Raw genomic sequence first — 18,771 nt, forward strand, 5'->3', positions numbered from 1 at the left:
GAGCCGTTCTCGGGTTTCGCCCGCCGCATCGCCCAAGCAGGTGGACCGCCTGCCCTCTCACCACCGCCTGCCGTTTACGCCTCGTCGTCCAGCCCCTCGAACAGCGGGGTCGAGAGATAGCGCTCGGCGCTAGAGGCGAGGATGACCACCAGACGCTGACCGGCCAGCTCCGGGCGCGCGGCCACCCGCACCGCCGCCGCCAATGCCGCGCCGCTGGAGATCCCGCAGGGAATCCCCTCCAATCGTGCCACACGACGACTCATGGCCAGCGCCTCAGCGTCCTCCACCTGCAGGGTCTCATCCACCAGCGCGGCATCCAGGGTCTCCGGCAGGAAGCCGGCACCAATGCCCTGCAGACCGTGAGGGCCGGGTGCCCCGCCGGAGAGCACCGGCGAGCCGGCCGGTTCCACAGCGTAGGCGCGGAACCCCGGCCGACGCTCCTTGAGCAGACCGGCGACCCCGGTCAGCGTACCGCCGGTCCCCACCCCGGCGATCAGCCCGTCCACAGCGCCACCGGTGTCCCGCCAGATCTCCTCGGCGGTACCACAGCGATGGGCGCGGGGATTGGCCGGATTGCTGAACTGAGCCGGCTGGAAGCTGTCGGGGATCTCCTCGAGCAGTGCATCGGCCCGGTCGATGGCGCCGCGCATGCCCGCCGCCGGGTCGGTCAGTTCGACCCGGGCGCCGTAGAAGGCGAAGAGCTTGCGGCGCTCGGTGGACATGTTCGCCGGCATGGTCAGGATCAGCCGATAACCCCGGGCCGCGGCGATGAAGGCCAGACCGATGCCGGTGTTCCCCGAGGTGGGCTCGATCAGCGTTGAATGCCCCGGCGTGATCCGCCCCTGCGCCTCCGCCGCCTCGATCATGGCCAGGGCGATGCGGTCCTTGACCGAGCTGAGCGGGTTGAACATCTCGAGCTTGGCCAGCAGCTCGGCGGCGAGCCCCGCCTCGGCGCCGAGCCGCGGCAGGCGCACCAGGGGCGTGCGGCCGATGGTGGCCACGAAGTCGTCGTAGATCCGCCCGCTTTCCGGCGCGGGCCCCTCCGTCTTTGTCATTCCACCTCCCCAAAAAAGGATTCGCAGGAGCGTTTCCATCCCGCAGCATAACCCACCGCCACGCTGCGCTGCGTCATTTGCAAAAGGATGCATAGCCCCTATTCTGGGGAAAAAGCCGCAGGCAGCCGCTCCTGCCAAGGCGGCACGACCACGGACAAGGAACGGCATCGAAGGGGGAGAACCTTATGAGCCAGAAGACGGCACTGGTAACCGGCGGGCTCGGCGGTCTCGGCGCGGCGGTGTGCGAGCGCCTGGGCCGCAGCGGACACACCGTGGTGACCACCTACACCTCGGACAACGGCCGAGTCGACAAGTGGCGGGAGCGGCTCCAGGAGCGCGGCGTGACGACGCCGGTGCACGCGGTCCAGTGCGACGTAGCCGACTGGGACTCCTGTGCCGCCATGGCCGAGGCGGTGCGTGAACGCGCCGGCCCGGTCAACATCCTGGTCAACAACGCCGGCATCACCAAGGACGGCAGCTTCAAGAAGATGACCCGGGAGAACTGGGACGCGGTGATGCGCACCAACCTGGACAGCGTCTTCAACGTCACCAAGCAGTTCGCCGACGACATGGCCGACCGCGGCTGGGGCCGCGTCATCAATGTTGCCTCGGTCAATGGCCGCAAGGGGCAGTTCGGGCAGTGCAACTACGCTGCGACCAAGGCCGGCATGCACGGCTTCACCATGTCCCTGGCCCGGGAGCTGGCACGCAAGGGCGTGACGGTGAACACCGTCTCGCCGGGCTATCTGGCCACCGACATGGTCATGTCCATGAAGGAGGAGGTACGTCAGCAGATCATCGAGACCATCCCGGTGCAGCGGCTCGGCGAGCCCGACGAAGTGGCCTCGCTGATCGAGTATCTCGCCTCGGAGGACGCCGGCTTCATCACCGGCGCCAACCTCGACATCAACGGCGGCCTGCACATGGAGTGATCGCCGGTGGCGGGGGCGGCCCCGCCGCCCCCGCCTTCACCGCCCTAGTTGGCGTCCTCCACCCGGATCCGTTCCCGGTTGTCCTCCACGGTCGCCGGGCCCACGCCGCTGACGCGACTGAGGTCGTCGGCATCCCGGAAGGGACCGTTGGCCTCGCGCTCCTCGACGATCTCGGCCGCCCGCACTTCGCCGACGCCGGTCAGCCCGGCGGCGAGTTCTTCGGCACCGGCTTCATTGATGTCCACGCCCCCGGCGGCCTGGACAGCCCCGGCGGCGAGCGTGAGTGCGGTGAGGGTCGCGGGGATGGACGCGCGGATAGCGCCGCTGAGTTGCTCAGGCATGTCGGATCCTCCTTGATGCTTGTGCCTGTAAGTCGCCACTCCCTGGCGACGGACGACACCGTCTTGCGACGGCGTCGGTATTAATGTAGCAGCCCACCCCGGCCGGGCCAATCGGGGACGGCGCCGGCGTTCACCCGGCGGCGGCAATCTCGGCGCCGATCCCGGCGGCGGCGGCGGCAGGATCGTCGGCGGCGGTGATCGGGCGGCCGACGACCAGGTAATCACATCCGGCGGCCACCGCCGCAGCCGGGGTGGCGATGCGCTGCTGATCCCCGACCGCCGCCCCGGCCGGACGCACGCCGGGGGTGACCCGAAGCAGGCCACCGCCGAAGCGCTCACCGATGGCTGCGGCCTCCTCCGGCGAGCAGACCACGCCATCGAGCCCGCTGGAACGGGCCAGCCCGGCCAGCCGCAGCACCGCCTCACGCGGCGGCCCGGCCAGGCCGATCTCCTCGAGGGTGGCGGCGTCGTGGCTGGTCAGCACGGTGACCGCCGTGAGCAGGGTCTGCCCGTCGGCAGCCGCCACCGCCTCGCCGGCGGCCTCGAGCATCCGCCGTCCGCCAAGGGCGTGGACGTTGACCATCCAGACGCCGAGTTCCGCCGCCGCGCGGCAGGCACCGGCCACGGTATTGGGGATATCGTGGTACTTGAGGTCGAGGAAGACCTCGAACCCCCGCCCCTGGAGTCGCTCCACCAGCTGCGGTCCGGCGCGGGTGAACAGCTCCTTACCCACCTTCAGCCGACACAGCCGTGGATCGAGCTGCGCGGCCAGGGCCTCGGCCGGGGCCGCCGCGGGGAAGTCCAACGCCACGATCAGTCGCGGCCCGGCAGGTACGTTCATCCGCCCTCCGTCTCGTTCTGCGGTCGAATGCTCGCCCAGCTCTGGCAGCCGGGGCACTGCCAGAACAGGGTCCGCCCCGAGAAACCGCAGCGCCGGCAGCGGTAGAGGGCGCGACCGGCCTCCAGCTTCTCGAAGAGATCGAGCAGGATCTGCATCTCGCGCGGGTCGATGGGCTCACCCACCGAGTGGGTCAGCGCCACCAGGCGGCGGATGCCGTCCAGCGAGGGCTGCCGGCGCAGCATCAGCGTCAGCTCGCGGATCGCCGCCTGCGTGCCGCGGCGCTCACGGATGACCTCGGCCAGGCGGACCATCAGGCGGCCGTCCGGCATGCGCGTGACCGTATCCCGCAGGAAGGTCTCCATCTGCCCCGGGCGCCCCAGCCCGCGGTAGGCGGCGGCCAGGCCGTCGAGGATCTCGGGCAGCAGCGCCGGATCCTGCGTACCCACCGCCTCATACGCCTTGACCGCGGCCTTGTAGCGTCCCAGCTCGCGCTCCAGGTCACCGAGGAGCATGTTCGCCCGGGCACAGTCCGGGTCGGCACTCAGCGCCCGGCGTAGCGCCTTGCGGGCGTGCTCGGTGTACCCCCGGCTCAGGGCGTGGGCGGCCTGCTCGCAGCGCAACTGGCCGATCCGGACCCGATAGTCGCCCTCGCCCACCCGCTCCAGGTGCTCGGCGGTCTCGATGGCGCGGTCCCATTCGCGCTCATGCTCGTAGATGGTCAGCAGCCGGCGCAGGGCCTGATCGACGTGGGCGTCCTGCTCCACCACCTCCTGGAAGAGCTTCTCGGCCCGGTCGAAGACCCCTGCCTTCATGTAGTCCTCGCCCAGCGCGAGCAGCGCGTAGGTGCGCTGGCGTCGGGTCAGCGACGGACGGGCAATGAGGTTCTGGTGGATGCGGATGGCCCGGTCGACCTCGCCCCGCCGACGGAAGACGCTGCCCAGCGCCAGGTGGGTCTCAGCGGTATCGCTGTCGACCTCGACCATGCGGGTGAACACCTCCAGCGCCTTGTCCCGCTCCTCGTTGAGCAGGTAGTTGAGGCCCTGGAAGTAAGCATCCGAGATCGGAGGGGAGTAGGAATCGTGGTGCTCGTCACCTCCGCCGCGCCGGCCGATCCACCATCCGGAAAGGGCGGCTACTGGCAGCAGTAGCCACAGCAGCTCGTGCATCGGGGTCAGTCACTGTCTCCCAGCGGCACGCGGCGCATGGCCTGCAGCTGCCGCTCGGCGTAGCCGAGCTGCCGCCGGAGCCGGGAGACTTCGCGGCGACGGCGCCAGACGGCGCCGATGCTGGTCAGGGCGCCGAGGGCGGCGCCGACGATGAGCGTGATCACCAGGGCCACGGACAGCGCCACCTGGAACTCCGCGAAGAAGACATCCACGGCGACCGGATCCGCATTCAGCACGGAGAAGGCAAGCCCGATAAGAATGATCAGAAGGATACCGATGATGGCGAATATGCGTCGCATGGGCCGGCTCTCACCCTCTATGGCTGGAAACGATTCACTGCGAGCGCAGCGGCGCCTGGTGGCGGCTGCTGTTTACGCGCTCCCGCAGCTCCTTACCCGGCTTGAAGTGTGGCACGTACTTGGCTGGCAGCGCCACGGGTTCTCCGGTCTTGGGGTTGCGGCCCATCCGCGCTGGGCGGTGGTGGAGGGAAAAGCTCCCGAAGCCGCGGATCTCGATCCGCTCGCCGTTGGCCAGGGTCTCGCTCATGTGCTCGAGCATCTTCTTGACCGCGTCTTCAACGTCCTTGTGAGCCAGATGCGGCTGCTTGGACGCAATGGCCTCAATGAGCTCGGACTTCGTCATGGGTCGGGGGTCTCTGCTTGCTGGCTCGGATCGGCGGGACCGGGGGGCGCACGGCCCCCCGGGGTCACCGGACTCAGTTGTCCTGGTTGCCCTTCATCTGCTCCTTGAGCAGATCGCCGAGCTGCGTGGTGCCGGCACTCGGCCCCGGGCGGGCGTGCTCCTGCACCGCCACCTGCTCCTCCTCGGCCTCCTGGGCACGCAGGGAGAGGTTGACCGTGCGGTTGCGACGATCGACGCCGACGAACTTGGCCTCGAGCTCCTGCCCCTCCTCAAGGACCGAGCGGGCGTCCTCGACGCGCTCCTTGGCCAGGTCCGAGGCGCGGATGTAGCCCTCGACACCGCCGCCGACGTCCAGGGTCGCGCCCTTGGCCTCGACGGAGAGGATCTTGGCCTTGACCGTGGCGCCCTTCTGGTGGTCGGCCAGCCACTGGCTCAGCGGATCCTGCTCCAGCTGCTTGATGCCCAGCGAGATGCGCTCACGCTCGGGGTCGATCGACAGGACGACGGTCTCGACCTCCTCGCCCTTGCGGTAGTTGCGCACCGCCTCCTCGCCGGCCTCGTCCCAGGAGAGGTCGGAGAGGTGAACCAGGCCGTCGATGCCGCCCTCCAGGCCGACGAAGATGCCGAAATCGGTGATCGACTTGATCTGACCGACGACGCGATCGCCCTTGGCGTATTTGGCGGCGAACTCATCCCACGGGTTCGGCTGACACTGCTTCATACCCAGCGAGATGCGGCGGCGCTCCTCGTCGATGTCGAGGATCATCACCTCGACGTCGTCGCCGACCGCAACCAGCTTCGCCGGATTGACGTTCTTGTTGGTCCAGTCCATCTCGGAGACGTGGACCAGGCCCTCGACGCCCTCCTCGATCTCGACGAAGCAGCCGTACTCGGTGATGTTGGTGACCTTGCCCGGCACGCGCGCCCCCTCCGGGTAGCGCTGCGCGATGGCCTCCCACGGGTCAGCGCCGAGCTGCTTGAGGCCGAGCGAGACGCGGTTGCGCTCGCGGTCGAACTTGAGCACCTTGACCTCGATCTCCTGGCCGACCTCGACCACCTCCGAGGGGTTCTTGACCCGGCGCCAGGCCATGTCGGTGATGTGCAGCAGGCCGTCGATGCCGCCGAGGTCGACGAAGGCGCCGTAGTCGGTCAGGTTCTTGACGATGCCCTTGAGGGTCTCGCCCTCCTGGAGCTTCTCGAGCAGGGCCTCGCGCTCGGCGCTGTACTCCTCCTCGACCACCGCGCGGCGGGAGACCACCACGTTGTTGCGACGGGCATCGAGCTTGATGACCTTGAACTCGAGGTCCTTGCCTTCCAGATAGGTGGTGTCGCGCACGGGGCGGATGTCCACCAGGGAGCCGGGCAGGAAGGCGCGGATGTGGCCCAGATCGACGGTGAAACCGCCCTTGACCTTGCCGCTGATCTGACCGGACACGGTCTCGCTGTTCTCGTAGGCCTTCTCGAGGGCACGCCAGGCGTAGGCGCGCTTGGCCCGCTCGCGGGAGAGCCGCGTTTCGCCGAAGCCGTCCTCGACGGTGTCGAGAGCCACCTCGACCTCGTCGCCGACGTTCACCTCCAGGTTCCCGGCCTCGTCATAGAACTGCGAGACAGGGATCACCGCCTCGGACTTGAGGCCGGCGTTGACGATCACGTCCTCGTTGTCGATCCCCACGACCTTCGCCGTAACAATGGCGCCAGGCCGCATATCGGTGTTCGCAAGGCTCTCCTCAAAGAGTTCCGCAAAGCTTTCGGTCATCGCTCAGTCGATCCAGGACCGTGTCACGGTCAGTTGTTGGTGGTGGATTTCGGCGGCCACGGCCGCCGGCCCTTCCTTTAATACGATTTACGGCCGCCTGCCACCCCGCGGGGGGCGGCGGCGACGCGCTTGTGCCGATTATCCCAGCCGTCCCCGCACTTGCGCCAGTACCCGTTCGATCACCGTTTCGATGGCCAGGCCAGTGGTATCGAGGTATTCGGCGTCCGGGGCGGGCTTCAGTGGCGCCGTGGTACGGGAGGCGTCGCGTCGGTCTCGCTCGGCTATCTCTTCCGACAGGCTCGCAAGGCTAACATCGGCCCCCTGCTCCTTCAACTGGTTATAGCGCCGCCGCGCGCGCTCCTCGGCGCTGGCGGTGAGAAAGACCTTCACCGGCGCGTCGGGGAAGACCACGGTGCCCATATCGCGGCCGTCGGCCACCAGCCCCGGGGGGCGGCGGAAGTCGCGCTGACGCTGCAGGAGGGCGTCACGCACCGCCTGCAGAGCCGCCACCTGCGAGGCCAGGGCCCCGGTGGTCTCGGTGCGCAGCTCGGCCGAGACGTCGTCGCCGTCGAGGAGGATCCGCTCCGCCCCGTCGGCGACCCGAAACTCCGCCGGCAGCACGGCCGCCAGCTCGGCGGCCCGCGGCGCATCGTCGGCGGCCACACCCTGGCGCTGGCAGTAGAGCCCGGTCAGGCGGTAGAGCGCACCGCTGTCCAGGAAATGCCAGCCGAGGGCAAGCACCACGGCCTTGGCCACGGTGCCCTTTCCGGCCCCGCTGGGGCCGTCGATGGCAAGTACGGGAGGGGGATTGGTCTGGGTCATGAAGTTTCAGGTTTCGACGGTTAGGGTTCAGGGGGTATGGGCGGGCCCGGCGTCGACCTCCACCCCCATCCCCAGCCGGCGCAGCAGTTCCACAAAACCGGGGAAGGAGGTGCGCACGTTCTCGCAGGACTCGATCGCCACCGGGGCCTCGGCACGCAGGGCGGCGATGGCGAAGGCCATGGCGATGCGGTGGTCGGTATGACTGTGCACCTGCCCACCGTCGAGCACCGGCCGGCCGACGATGCGGGCCCCATCCTCGCGAGGCTCGACCGTCACCCCCAGCGCCTGCAGGCCCTCGGCCATCACCGCGATGCGGTCGGACTCCTTAACGCGCAGCTCGGCGGCGCCGGTGAGCAGCGTCTCGCCCTCGGCGCAGGCGGCCGCGATGAACAGCGCCGGGAACTCGTCGATGGCCAGTGGCACCAGCTCCTCGGGGATGGCGATGCCACGCAGCCCGGCGGAACGCACCCGCAGGTCCGCCACCGGCTCGCCACCGACCTCGTCGGTACCCAGCACCTCGATATCGGCGCCCATGCGCCGGAGGATCTCCACCACGCCGGTGCGGGTGGGGTTCCAGCCGACATGGCGCAGGGTCAGGTCCGAGCCCGGGGCAATGCTCGCCGCGACCAGCAGGAAGGCGGCCGAGGAGATGTCCGCCGGGACGTCGACGCGGGTCCCGTACAGACGCCGCCCGCCCTCCAGGCAGACCGTGGCCAGATCGCGGGAGACCGGGTAACCGAACCCCTGGAGCATGCGCTCGGTGTGATCGCGGGTGGGGGCCGGCTCGGTGACGCAGGTGTGGCCGGCAGCGCGCATGCCGGCGAGCAGCAGCGCCGATTTCACCTGGGCGCTGGCCACCGGCAGCGTGTAATCGATGCCGGTCAGCGGGCTGCCTCCGTGGATGCGCAGCGGAGCGGTGCCGGCCTCGCTGGTGGTGATCCGCGCGCCCATCTCCGCCAGGGGCTCGGTGACCCGGCGCATCGGGCGACGGTTGAGCGAGGCATCGCCGGTGAGCACGGTGTCGAACGGCAGCCCGGCCAGCAGTCCGGCGAGCAGGCGCATGGAGGTGCCGGAGTTGCCCACGTCCAGCTCGGAGGCCGGCGGACGCAGCCCTTCCCAGCCCACCCCGTGGACCGTCACCGCGCCGTGCTCCGGACCGTCGATGGCCACGCCGAGGCCGCGGAAGACCTCGATGGTGGCCAGGACGTCGGCCCCCTCGAGCAGACCGGTGACCTGCGTGGTGCCATCGGCCAGGGCGCCGAGCATCACCGCCCGGTGGGAGATCGACTTGTCCCCGGGGACCCGGGCCTCGCCGCGGATCGCCCCGCCCGGGGCGACCCGCCAGTTCTCGTTTTGCATCGCGCTCACGAGCGCCCCTCCAGCAAGCGCAGGAAGCCGGCGCGGGCCTCCTGGGCATTCTCGAACACACGCAGGACCCGATCGTCGTCACCGGCGGCCAGCGCGTCGGTCAGCCGCCCCAGATCCTCCTGGTAGCGGCGCAGTGCCGCGACCACATGCGCCCGGTTGGCGGTGCAGATATCCCGCCACATGGCCGGATCCGACGAGGCGATGCGGGTGAAGTCGCGGAAACCACCGGCGGCGTACTCAAAGATCTCCTGCCGGTCATCCCAGCCGGCCAGGGCATCCACCAGCGCATAGGCGAGCGCGTGCGGCAGATGGGAGGTGGCCGCCAGGACCTCATCGTGGTGATCGGCCTCCATGCGCACGACTTGGGCACCGGCCGCCCGCCACATGGCCGCGACGCGCTCGACCGCCTCCTCGGGGTTCTCCGCCGTGGGGGTCAGGATGACCCGACGGCGATCGTAGAGTTCGGCGAAGGCGGCCTCCACGCCGCTGTTCTCGGTGCCGGCGATCGGGTGGCCGGGCACCAGCCACGCCGGCGGCGTCCCGTAGACGGCACGGGCGTCCTCGATCACCGAGCCCTTGACGCTCCCGGCGTCGGTCACCACGGTACCGGGCTCCACCGCCCCCTCGAGGGCGGCCAGAACCCCGCGCATGGCACGCAGCGGCACGCAGATCACCACCAGACCGGCGCCTCGAACCGCCTCGGCCGGATCGTGGCAACCGCGGTCGATCACCCCCAACGACCGGGCACGCTCCAGGTTGGCGGCGCTGCGCCCGCAGCCGACCACCTCCTCCACCGCCGCATGGCGGCGCAGGGACAGGGCCAGCGATCCACCGATCAGGCCCACGCCGATGATCGCCAGGCGCCGGATCACGCCGTACCTCCGTGCAACTGCCGGGAGAGCGCGGCCAGGAAGGTGCGGTTCTCCACCGGCGTGCCCACGCTCACACGCAGGTGCCCGGGCAGGTCGTAGGCGTCCACCGGGCGGACGATAACCCCGCTGCGCAGCAGCCCCTCGTTGAGCTCCGCCGCCCGATCCCCTGCGTCGAAGGTCAGGAAGTTGCCGGCGGACGGCAGCGGGGCGAAGCCCAACTCCTCCAGGCCGCGGCGCAGTACCGCGCGCTGCTCGGTGTTGAGCGCCACCGAACGCTCCAGGTACTCGCAGTCGGCCAGCGACGCGACCGCCGCCGCCTGGGCCGGGCCCGAGCAGTTGAACGGCTGGCGCACGCGGTTCATCAGCTCGGCAACCGCCGGATGCGACAGGGCGTAGCCGGCCCGCAGGCCGCCGAGGCCGTGGACCTTCGAGAAGCTGCGGGTGACGATGAGATTCGGGTAATCGTCGAGCCAACGACTGGCATCGGGGTAGTCCGCCTCCTCCACCGCGTACTCGAAGTACGCCTCGTCGACCACCGCCAGGGTCGTCGCCGGCACGGCGTCGAGAAACCGGCGCAGCGCCTCGCCCCCGACCCAGGTGCCGGTCGGGTTATTGGGGTTGGCGACGAAGACCACCTGGACCGATTCGTCCGTGGCGGCGGCCATCGCCTCCAGGTCGTGGCCGCGGGGCTGCTCCGGGTGCCCGGCGGGTAACGCCGGTACCACCCGGGCCTCGGCCCCCGCCGCCTGGGTCACGATCGGGTAGACGGCGAAGGCGTGGGCCGAGAAGACTGCGCGGCGTCCAGGGCCGAGAAAGGTCTGCGCCACGAGGGCGAGGACATCGTTGGAGCCGTTGCCCAGCGTCACCCGCCCCGGATCCACCCCGTGGCGCTCGCCGATGGCGTGCCGGAGTTCGAAGCCGTTGCCGTCCGGGTAGCGGTGACCGGCCTGGACCGCGGCGGTGGCGGCCTCCGCCGCCCGCGGCGAGGGCCCCAGCGGGTTCTCGTTGGAGGCGAGCTTGATCACCTCCTCGACACCGTAGTCGCGGCGCAGCTCTTCGATGGGCTTGCCGGGTTCATACGGGGCAAGCCCGCGTACACCCGGATTGGCCAGATCGAGAAATGCGGATTCGGATGCAGCCATGGATCAGATCGCCCTTGGATAGGAGCCGAGAACACGGAAGAGGCTGGCACGCTGGCGCATCTCCTCCAGGGGGCCGCGCAGGTGCTCGTCCTCGGCGTGCCCGAGGATGTCGATGAAGAACACGTACTCCCACACCCCCTGCTGGCGCGCCGGACGCGACTCGATCCGGGTCATGTCGATGCCGTTGCGCGCCAGCGGCTCAAGGAGCTGGAAGAGCAGCCCGGAGCGGTTGGCGCTGGAGACCACCAGCGAGGTCTTGTCGTGACCACTCGGCGGCGGGGACTGGTAGCCGAGAACCAGAAAGCGGGTGGTGTTGCCGTGGTAGTCCTCGATGCGCTCCTGGAGCAGCGGCACGCCGTAGCGCTCCGCCGCCGCCTCGCTGGCGATGGCCGCGGCGTTGGGCTCCAGGGCCGCCAGCCGGGCCGCCTCGGCGGTGCTGGAGACCGGATGGCGCTCGGCCTGCGGCAGATGGGTCTCGAGCCAGGCGCGGCACTGCGAGAGCCCCTGCTGGTGCGAGTAGACCCGCTCGACCGAGGTCAGCCCACCGGCGTGGCTGGCCAGGGCGTGGTGGATGCGCAGCTCCACCTCGCCAACGATGGCCAGCTCCGAGTCCAGGAAGCGGTCCAGGGTGTGGCTAACCACCCCCTCGGAGGAGTTCTCCACGGGGACCACGCCGTAGTGCGCCGCCCCCGATTCCACCTCGCGGAATACGCCGCCGATGGTGGCCTGAGGCGACATGCCGGCATCGTGGCCGAAGTGCTTGCTGGCCGCCTCTTCGGTGAAGGTGCCCTGCGGGCCGAGGAAGGCGACGGTCAGCGGCTGCTGCAGCGCCCGGCACGCGGACATGACCTCGCGGAAGAGGACCGTGACCTGCTCACGGGTCAGCGGCCCCCGGTTGCGCTCGACGAGCCGCCGCAGGATCTCCGCCTCCCGCTCAGGCCGGTAGACCTTGAGCGCTTCACCGCGGCGGGCCTTGGCGCGGGCCACCTCCTCAGCCAGGCGAGCCCGCTCGCTGACCAGCTCGAGGATCTGGTCGTCGATCCCGTCGATCCGTTGCCGCAGCGCGGCCAGGTCGTCATTGTCGACGGACATCGCTCCCCCTCAGCGGATCACGCGGACCTTCAGAACCCCCTCGATGCCGCGCAGTTCCTCGGCCACCGCTTCCGGCACCTCGCCCTCGACGTCCACCAGGGTGTAGGCCAGGCGTTCCTGCGCCTTGTTGAACATGTCGTCGATGTTCAGACCGTGCTGCGCCAGCAGACTGGAGATCTGACCGAGCATGTTCGGCACGTTGGCGTTGACCACGCACAGGCGGTCGCCCTTGCCGCTGCGCGGCATGCTCATGTCCGGGAAGTTGACCGCGTTGCGCACGTTGCCGGTCTCCAGGTAATCGCGCACCTGATCGGCCACCATGATGGCGCAGTTCTCCTGGGCCTCGTGGGTCGATGCCCCGAGGTGCGGCAGCGTCACCGCCCGCGGATGGTCCTTGACGGCATTGCTGGGGAAGTCGCTGACGTAGGCGTGCAGACGCTCCTCGTTGAGTGCCTCGAGCACGTCGCCCTCATCCACCACCTCGGCGCGCGAGAAGTTGAGCAGCGTAGCCCCCTGGCGGGCCTGGGCCAGGCGCGAGGCATTGATCAGCCCCCGGGTGGCGTCGATCAGCGGCACGTGGATGGTGATCATGTCCGAGCGCGCCATGACATCGCCCACGCTGTGCGCCGCCTCGACCCCGGAGTCCAGGGCCCAGGCGGCATCCACGGTGATCTGCGGGTCGAAACCGACGACCTTCATGCCCAGGGCCCGGGCGGTATTGGCCACCTGGACGCCGATGGCGCCGAGGCCAACCACGCCCAGGGTGCGCCCGGGCAGCTCAAAGCCGACGAAGCGCTTCTTGTTGGCCTCCATGGCCTCATGCAGCTCGGCGTCGCTGCCCTGCAGGCCCCGGGCATACTCCCAGGCCGGACAGATGTTGCGCGCGGCCAGGAACAACCCGGCGATGACCAGCTCCTTAACCGCGTTGGCGTTGGCACCCGGGGCATTGAACACCGGCACGCCGCGCTCGGTCATGTCCCCGACCGGGATGTTGTTGACGCCCGCCCCGGCGCGGCCGATGGCCACCACGGAATCGGGAACCTCCTGGCCGTGCAGGTCGGCGGAACGGACCAGGATGGCGTCCGGGTGCGCGATGTCCGAGGAGGTCTCGAAACGCTCGCGGGGCAGCCGGTCCAGGCCCTTCACCGAGATGTTGTTCAGCGTGAGGATGCGGTACATGGGATTCACCCGTTTCGCCTCTCGAAGTCGGCCATGAACTCGATCAGCCGGTCGACACCGGCTTCGGGCATGGCGTTGTAGATCGAGGCCCGCATGCCACCCACCGAGCGGTGCCCCTTGAGGGTGGTCAGACCGGCCGCCTCGGCCTCCTCGAGGAAGGTCTTGTCGAGGCTGTCGTCGGCGAGCACGAAGGGTACGTTCATCCACGAGCGCGCCTGCGGGTCCACCGGGTTGCTGTAAAAGCCGGAACCGTCGATGGCGTCGTAGAGCTTCTGCGCCTTGCGGTGGTTGATCTCGGCCATCGCCTCGAGCCCGCCGAGCTCCTTGAGCCACTGGAAGACCAGCCCGGCAATGTAGAGCGGATAGGTGGCCGGCGTATTGAGCATGGAGTCGGCGTCGACCTGCTGCTTGTAGTCCCAGACCGTGGGGGTCTGCGGCATCGCCTGGCCGATCAGGTCCTCGCGGACGATGACCAGGGTCACGCCGGCCGGGCCGATGTTCTTCTGCGCCCCGGCGTAGATCAGGCCGTAGCGGCTGACGTCGATGGGCCGCGACAGCAGCGTCGAGGACATGTCGGCGACCAGCGGCTTGTCCCCGACGTCCGGCAGCCAGTGGAACTCCACGCCGCTGATCGTCTCGTTGGGGGTGAAGTGGACGTAGGCGGCGTCGTCGGAAAGCTGCCACTGCGACTGCGGCGGGATGTGCATCATGTCCGGCTCGCCGGAGGCGGCGACGTTAACGTCGCAGAACTTCTTCGCCTCGGCGATGGCCTTCTTGGACCACTGCCCGGTGTAGATGTAGTCGGCGCGCTGCCCGCCACGGAGCAGGTTCATCGGAATGGCCGAGAACTGGCCAGTAGCACCGCCCTGGAGAAAGAGCACCTTATAGTTGTCCGGGATCTGCAGCAGTTCCCGCAGGTCGGCCTCGGCCTTCTCGGCGATGGAGACGTACGCCTTGCCACGGTGGCTCATCTCCATGACCGACATGCCGGTGCCGTGCCAGTCGAGCATCTCGTCGGCGGCCTGGCGCATCACCGCCTCGGGGAGCATGGCCGGACCGGCGCTGAAGTTGAAGACTCTACTCATGCGGTGATCCTCGGTTGCGAAACACGAATTCCCGGGGCCCCGGGCGGCGCTGCCGCCCGGCGGCCCGCGACTCCCTAGGCCTCGGGCGCCTCCGGCGCCTCCGTCTCGGCCAGCCCCTCGACCCGCTCGAGGCCGACCAGCTGCTCATCCTCGTCGAGGCTGATGAGTTTCACCCCCTGGGTGTTGCGCCCGACCCGCGAGACATCGGCCACCGGGGTGCGCACCAGCGTACCGCTGCGGCTGACCAGCATGATCTCGTCGTCCTCGGCGGCCTGCACGGCACCGACCACCCGGCCGTTGCGCTCGGTGGTGCGGATGCAGATCACGCCCATGCCGCCCCGGCCCCGCCGCGGGTAGTCGGCCACCGGGGTGCGCTTGCCGTAGCCGTGCTCGGTGGCGGTGAGGATATCCCCCTCGCCGAGGATCAGCAGCGCGATCACCCGCTGGCCGGATTCCAGGCGGATGCCGCGCACGCCGCCGGCGGTCCGGCCCATGGCACGAACATCCGACTCGTGGAAGCGCAGCGCCTTGCCCGCGTCGGAGAGCAGCATCACCTCGCGATCGCCGTTGGTGATCTCGGCATCCACCAGGGTGTCGTCACCGCGCAGCTCCAGGGCGATGATGCCGCTGGAGCGCGGCCGCGAGAAGTGCGACAGGGGCGTCTTTTTGACCGTGCCGTTGCGCGTGGCCATGAAGACGAAGTGGTTCTCGTCGAACTCGCGCACGGGGACGACGGCGTTGATGCGCTCATCCTCCTCAAGGGGCAACAGGTTGACCATCGGCCGCCCGCGCGAGGTGCGGCTGCCCTGCGGCAGCTCGTAGACCTTGCGCCAGTAGCACTTGCCGGTGCTCGAGAAGCACAGCAGCGTGTCGTGGGTGTTGGCGATGAACAGCTTGTCGATGAAGTCCTCGTTCTTCATCGCGGTGGCGCTCTTGCCCCGGCCGCCGCGGCGCTGCGCGCGGTAGCCGTCCAGCGGCTGCGCCTTGACGTAGCCGTGGTGCGAGAGCGTGACCACCATGTCCTCCTCGCTGATCAGATCCTCCAGCGAGAGCTCGGCGGTATCCTCGCGGATCTCGGTCTTGCGCTCGTCGCCGTACTGATCCCGGATCGCCACCAGTTCCTCGCGGATGACCTCCATCAGCCGCTCGCCGCTGTCGAGGATGTGGATCAGCTCGGCGATCCGCTCGAGGAGGTTGCTGTACTCCTCGACGATCTTGTCCTGCTCCATGGCCGTCAGGCGGTGCAGGCGCAGGTCGAGGATCGCCTGGGCCTGCGCCTCGGAGAGGCGGTAGATGCCCGAGTCGGCATCGAGACCGAAGTGATCGGCCAGCTCCTCCGGGCGCGTGGCGGCGGCCCCGGCGCGCTCGAGCATCTCGGTAACCACCCCGGGGCGCCAGTCCCGGGCGACCAGCTCGGCCTTGGCCTCCGCCGGCCCCGAAGAGCCCTTGATCAGCGCGATGACCTCGTCGATGTTGGCCAGGGCGACCGCCAGCCCCTCGAGCACGTGGGCGCGCTCGCGGGCCTTGCGCAGCTCGTAGATGGTGCGCCGGGTGACCACCTCGCGGCGGTGACGGATGAAGGCTTCGAGCACCTGCCGGAGGTTGAGCGTACGCGGCTGGCCCTCGTGCAGCGCCACCATGTTGATGCCGAAGACCGTCTGCATCTGCGTGTGGCGATAGAGGTTGTTGAGCACGATCTCACCGGCCTCGCCGCGCTTGAGCTCGAGGACGATGCGGATGCCTTCCTTGTCCGATTCATCGCGCAGCTCGGAGATGCCCTCGAGGCGGCGCTCCTTGACCAGCTCGGCGATCTTCTCGACCAGCCGCGCCTTGTTGACCTGATAGGGCAATTCGGTGACCACGATGCGCTCGCGGTCCGCGGTCATCTCCTCGACCTCGGCACGGGCGCGCAGGACCATGCGCCCGCGACCGGTGCGGAAGGCCTGATGGATGCCGGCGGTACCGAAGATGATGCCGCCGGTGGGTAGGTCCGGGGCCGGAACATACTCGATGAGCGACTCGACGGGCAGCTCCGGGTCGTCGACCAGGGCCACGCAGGCGTCGATCACCTCGCGCAGGTTGTGCGGCGGGATGTTGGTGGCCATGCCCACGGCGATGCCGGAGCCGCCGTTGATGAGCAGGTTGGGCAGACGCGTCGGCAGCACGTGGGGCTCTTGCTCGGAGCCGTCGTAGTTGTCGACGAAGTCCACCGTCTCCTTGTCGATGTCGGCGAGCAGCTCGTGCGCCAGGCGCGCCATGCGCACCTCGGTGTAGCGCATCGCTGCCGGCGAGTCGCCGTCGATGGAGCCGAAGTTGCCCTGGCCGTCCACCAGCCGGTAGCGCATGCTGAAGGTCTGGGCCAGGCGCACAATGGTGTCGTAGACCGCGGCATCACCGTGGGGGTGGTACTTACCGATGACGTCACCGACCACACGCGCCGACTTCTTATACGGCTTGTTGTAGTCGTTGCCCAGTTCGCGCATGGCGTAGAGGACACGCCGGTGCACGGGCTTGAGGCCGTCGCGGACATCGGGAAGGGCACGCCCGACGATTACGCTCATGGCGTAATCGAGGTACGACTGCCGCATCTCGTCTTCGAGGTTTACAGGGAGGATCTCGCGGGCAACGCCGGTCATGCGCTCTTCTCAAGACTCTCCAGGGGAAAAGGTCGATGGTACCATACCGCCGCCCGACCGGGAGCGCAGGGAGCCGTCCGCTTGGACCTGACCAATCAACTTATCCTGTTCGGCGCCGCACTGCTGCTGGTGAGCATCCTCGCCAGCGTGGTCTCGGACCGCGTCGGCGCCCCGATGCTGCTGGTCTTCCTGGCCATCGGCATGCTCCTCGGTGAAGAGGGGCTGTTCGGGATCGACTTCGACGACATTCAGGCCGCCCATCTGATCGGCAGCCTGGCGCTGGCCATCATCCTCTTCGACGGCGGCCTGCGCACCCAGGCCTCCACCTTCCGGGTGGCCCTCAAACCGGCGCTCACCCTGGCCACCGTGGGCGTGATCATCACCGCCGGCATCACCGGCGGGGTGCTGGCCTGGGCCTTCGACCTCGACTGGAAACAGGGCCTGCTGATCGGCGCCATCGTCGGCTCCACCGACGCGGCGGCCGTCTTCGGACTGCTCCACGCCCGCGGACTGGAGCTCAAGCAGCGCGTGGCCGCCACGCTGGAGATCGAATCGGGCTCCAACGATCCGATGGCGATCTTTCTGACCATCATGCTGGTCGAGATCCTCGTCCAGCAGCCGGATCTGCTCGCCGCCGCCGCGGCGCTCGAGTTCGTCCAGCAGCTCGGCCTCGGCGCCGCCTTCGGCGCCCTCGGCGGCCTCACCCTGGCCTGGCTGATCAACCGCATCAACCTGACACCCGGGCTCTACCCCCTGCTGGCGCTCGGCGGCGGCCTGGCCATCTTCGGCGGGGCAGCGGTCCTCGGCGGCAGCGGCTTCCTGGCCGTCTACCTGGCCGGGCTGATCGCCGGCAATCGGCGGCTGCAGGCGGCGCAGAACATCCGCCGCTTCCACGACGGTTTCGCCTGGCTGGCGCAGATCACCATGTTCGTGGTGCTCGGGCTGCTGGTCACGCCCTCGGAGCTGCTACCCGTTGCCGCCCAGGGCCTGCTCGCCGCCGCGGTGCTGATCCTGGTCGCCCGCCCCCTGGCGGTCTTCGCCTGCCTGGCCCCCTTCCGGTTCCCCTGGCGCGAGCAACTGTTCATCTCGTGGGTGGGCCTGCGCGGCGCGGTGCCCATCATCCTCGGGCTCTTCCCGCTGCTGGCCGGGATTGAGCAGGCGGAGCTGTTCTTCAACGTGGCCTTCTTCGTGGTGCTGGTCTCGCTGGTGGTTCAGGGCTGGACCATCGCGCCGGCGGCGCGGCTGCTCGGCCTTGAGGTGCCGCCGGACAGTGGCGCCACCCAGCGTCAGGTGATCGACGTCCCGCACCAGACCGACTACGCGTTCATCGCCTACCGGATCACCGAGAGTTCGCCGGCGCTCTACGAGCCGATCAACCGGCTCAACCTGCCGTCATCGGCCCAGCCGGTGGCGCTGTTCCGCGAGGGCGAGGCGCTGCAACACCCAAGGCGCGAGGTGCTGCGCCCGCGCGACTATCTGTACCTGCTGGCCCTGCCCCGGGACATCGCGGATCTGGACCGCCTGTTCGTTGCTCCCAGCGGGCCGGCCTACCTGGCGGAGCAGCGCTTCTTCGGCGAGTTCACGCTGGACGGCTCGGCGCGGCTGGGGGACATCGCCACCGCCTACGGCATCTCCATGCCCAGCGGTGCCCGGCCGGAGCAGTCGCTGAGCGACTATCTGCTGTGGATCTTCAACAACCGGGCGGTGGTCGGTGACCGGGTGCGGATCGACAATCTGCAGTTCACCATCCGGGAGATCCAGGATGGGCGCATCGCCAAGGTGGGCATGCGCATCGGGCAAAAGGGCTGACGGGGCCTGCCACAGCGGCCCGCCGCCGAAGTA

17 protein-coding genes are annotated in these 18,771 nt (G+C 69.3%); 2 read left to right on the top strand and 15 right to left on the bottom strand.

Going from position 1 to position 18,771, the window contains the following annotated elements:
- Positions 1-74: 74 nt before the first annotated feature.
- Positions 75-1,055 (bottom strand): cysteine synthase A, encoded by a 981-nt coding sequence (gene cysK, locus LRG07_RS12240; protein ID WP_207189799.1) that lies wholly within the window; start codon positions 1,053-1,055, stop codon positions 75-77.
- Between the two features lie 185 nt (positions 1,056-1,240).
- Between cysK and phbB the strand changes: the two genes are divergently transcribed.
- A complete protein-coding gene (gene phbB, locus LRG07_RS12245; protein ID WP_238642502.1) occupies positions 1,241-1,987 on the top strand; it encodes an acetoacetyl-CoA reductase in 747 nt (248 codons plus the stop codon).
- 44 nt (positions 1,988-2,031) lie between these two features.
- Here phbB and LRG07_RS12250 read toward each other — a convergent pair whose 3' ends face one another.
- From LRG07_RS12250 to gyrA, 14 genes are all read right to left on the bottom strand, one after another.
- Complete coding sequence (locus tag LRG07_RS12250; protein ID WP_238642504.1) at positions 2,032-2,328, bottom strand: helix-hairpin-helix domain-containing protein; 297 nt, start codon at positions 2,326-2,328, stop codon at positions 2,032-2,034.
- A 130-nt stretch (positions 2,329-2,458) separates the two neighbouring features.
- On the bottom strand, positions 2,459-3,169 hold the full coding sequence (pyrF, locus tag LRG07_RS12255) for an orotidine-5'-phosphate decarboxylase (protein ID WP_201168642.1): 711 nt from the start codon (positions 3,167-3,169) through the stop codon (positions 2,459-2,461).
- Complete coding sequence (gene lapB / locus LRG07_RS12260; protein WP_201168644.1) at positions 3,166-4,335, bottom strand: lipopolysaccharide assembly protein LapB; 1,170 nt, start codon at positions 4,333-4,335, stop codon at positions 3,166-3,168. Before lapB ends, pyrF begins: the two co-directional genes overlap by 4 nt.
- Before the next feature lie 5 nt (positions 4,336-4,340).
- Positions 4,341-4,634 (bottom strand): LapA family protein, encoded by a 294-nt coding sequence (locus tag LRG07_RS12265; RefSeq protein WP_201168646.1) that lies wholly within the window; start codon positions 4,632-4,634, stop codon positions 4,341-4,343.
- 34 nt (positions 4,635-4,668) lie between these two features.
- Complete coding sequence (locus LRG07_RS12270; RefSeq protein WP_201168648.1) at positions 4,669-4,977, bottom strand: integration host factor subunit beta; 309 nt, start codon at positions 4,975-4,977, stop codon at positions 4,669-4,671.
- 73 nt (positions 4,978-5,050) lie between these two features.
- On the bottom strand, positions 5,051-6,733 hold the full coding sequence (rpsA, locus tag LRG07_RS12275; RefSeq protein WP_201168650.1) for a 30S ribosomal protein S1: 1,683 nt from the start codon (positions 6,731-6,733) through the stop codon (positions 5,051-5,053).
- A 138-nt stretch (positions 6,734-6,871) separates the two neighbouring features.
- Positions 6,872-7,555, bottom strand: a complete 684-nt coding sequence (gene cmk, locus LRG07_RS12280; RefSeq protein WP_201168652.1) for a (d)CMP kinase — start codon at positions 7,553-7,555, stop codon at positions 6,872-6,874.
- Between the two features lie 27 nt (positions 7,556-7,582).
- A complete protein-coding gene (gene aroA / locus LRG07_RS12285; RefSeq protein ID WP_201168720.1) occupies positions 7,583-8,914 on the bottom strand; it encodes a 3-phosphoshikimate 1-carboxyvinyltransferase in 1,332 nt (443 codons plus the stop codon).
- A 5-nt stretch (positions 8,915-8,919) separates the two neighbouring features.
- Complete coding sequence (locus LRG07_RS12290; protein WP_238634972.1) at positions 8,920-9,795, bottom strand: prephenate dehydrogenase/arogenate dehydrogenase family protein; 876 nt, start codon at positions 9,793-9,795, stop codon at positions 8,920-8,922.
- The gene (hisC, locus tag LRG07_RS12295) at positions 9,792-10,937 is read right to left on the bottom strand and encodes a histidinol-phosphate transaminase (RefSeq protein WP_201168659.1); all 1,146 of its coding nucleotides are present in this window, start codon (positions 10,935-10,937) and stop codon (positions 9,792-9,794) included. The genes LRG07_RS12290 and hisC overlap by 4 nt, the downstream gene beginning before the upstream one ends.
- 3 nt (positions 10,938-10,940) lie before the next feature.
- Positions 10,941-12,029: a prephenate dehydratase gene (gene pheA / locus LRG07_RS12300; protein WP_201168662.1), complete on the bottom strand. Its 1,089-nt coding sequence runs from the start codon at positions 12,027-12,029 to the stop codon at positions 10,941-10,943.
- Positions 12,030-12,038: 9 nt separating this feature from the next.
- Positions 12,039-13,208, bottom strand: coding sequence for a phosphoglycerate dehydrogenase (locus LRG07_RS12305; protein WP_201168665.1), 1,170 nt, complete (start codon positions 13,206-13,208; stop codon positions 12,039-12,041).
- A 5-nt stretch (positions 13,209-13,213) separates the two neighbouring features.
- Positions 13,214-14,293: a 3-phosphoserine/phosphohydroxythreonine transaminase gene (gene serC, locus LRG07_RS12310; RefSeq protein ID WP_201168667.1), complete on the bottom strand. Its 1,080-nt coding sequence runs from the start codon at positions 14,291-14,293 to the stop codon at positions 13,214-13,216.
- A 74-nt stretch (positions 14,294-14,367) separates the two neighbouring features.
- Complete coding sequence (gene gyrA / locus LRG07_RS12315) at positions 14,368-16,929, bottom strand: DNA gyrase subunit A (protein WP_201168669.1); 2,562 nt, start codon at positions 16,927-16,929, stop codon at positions 14,368-14,370.
- An 81-nt stretch (positions 16,930-17,010) separates the two neighbouring features.
- Between gyrA and LRG07_RS12320 the strand changes: the two genes are divergently transcribed.
- On the top strand, positions 17,011-18,738 hold the full coding sequence (locus LRG07_RS12320) for a potassium/proton antiporter (RefSeq protein WP_238634974.1): 1,728 nt from the start codon (positions 17,011-17,013) through the stop codon (positions 18,736-18,738).
- Positions 18,739-18,771 lie beyond the last annotated feature (33 nt).

Origin of the sequence: Halorhodospira sp. 9622 (assembly GCF_022228025.1) — a bacterium.
GTDB classification, from domain to species: Bacteria; Pseudomonadota; Gammaproteobacteria; order Nitrococcales; family Halorhodospiraceae; genus Halorhodospira; species Halorhodospira halophila_A.

What these genes read in the sequence shown, in the direction of transcription:
- cysK (WP_207189799.1), bottom strand. Translation starts at nt 1,055, where the DNA reads ATGACAAAGACGGAGGGGCCCGCGCCGGAAAGCGGGCGGATCTACGAC.
- phbB (WP_238642502.1), top strand. Translation starts at nt 1,241, where the DNA reads ATGAGCCAGAAGACGGCACTGGTAACCGGCGGGCTCGGCGGTCTCGGC.
- LRG07_RS12250 (WP_238642504.1), bottom strand. Translation starts at nt 2,328, where the DNA reads ATGCCTGAGCAACTCAGCGGCGCTATCCGCGCGTCCATCCCCGCGACC.
- pyrF (WP_201168642.1), bottom strand. Translation starts at nt 3,169, where the DNA reads ATGAACGTACCTGCCGGGCCGCGACTGATCGTGGCGTTGGACTTCCCC.
- lapB (WP_201168644.1), bottom strand. Translation starts at nt 4,335, where the DNA reads ATGCACGAGCTGCTGTGGCTACTGCTGCCAGTAGCCGCCCTTTCCGGA.
- LRG07_RS12265 (WP_201168646.1), bottom strand. Translation starts at nt 4,634, where the DNA reads ATGCGACGCATATTCGCCATCATCGGTATCCTTCTGATCATTCTTATC.
- LRG07_RS12270 (WP_201168648.1), bottom strand. Translation starts at nt 4,977, where the DNA reads ATGACGAAGTCCGAGCTCATTGAGGCCATTGCGTCCAAGCAGCCGCAT.
- rpsA (WP_201168650.1), bottom strand. Translation starts at nt 6,733, where the DNA reads ATGACCGAAAGCTTTGCGGAACTCTTTGAGGAGAGCCTTGCGAACACC.
- cmk (WP_201168652.1), bottom strand. Translation starts at nt 7,555, where the DNA reads ATGACCCAGACCAATCCCCCTCCCGTACTTGCCATCGACGGCCCCAGC.
- aroA (WP_201168720.1), bottom strand. Translation starts at nt 8,914, where the DNA reads ATGCAAAACGAGAACTGGCGGGTCGCCCCGGGCGGGGCGATCCGCGGC.
- hisC (WP_201168659.1), bottom strand. Translation starts at nt 10,937, where the DNA reads ATGGCTGCATCCGAATCCGCATTTCTCGATCTGGCCAATCCGGGTGTA.
- pheA (WP_201168662.1), bottom strand. Translation starts at nt 12,029, where the DNA reads ATGTCCGTCGACAATGACGACCTGGCCGCGCTGCGGCAACGGATCGAC.
- LRG07_RS12305 (WP_201168665.1), bottom strand. Translation starts at nt 13,208, where the DNA reads ATGTACCGCATCCTCACGCTGAACAACATCTCGGTGAAGGGCCTGGAC.
- serC (WP_201168667.1), bottom strand. Translation starts at nt 14,293, where the DNA reads ATGAGTAGAGTCTTCAACTTCAGCGCCGGTCCGGCCATGCTCCCCGAG.
- gyrA (WP_201168669.1), bottom strand. Translation starts at nt 16,929, where the DNA reads ATGACCGGCGTTGCCCGCGAGATCCTCCCTGTAAACCTCGAAGACGAG.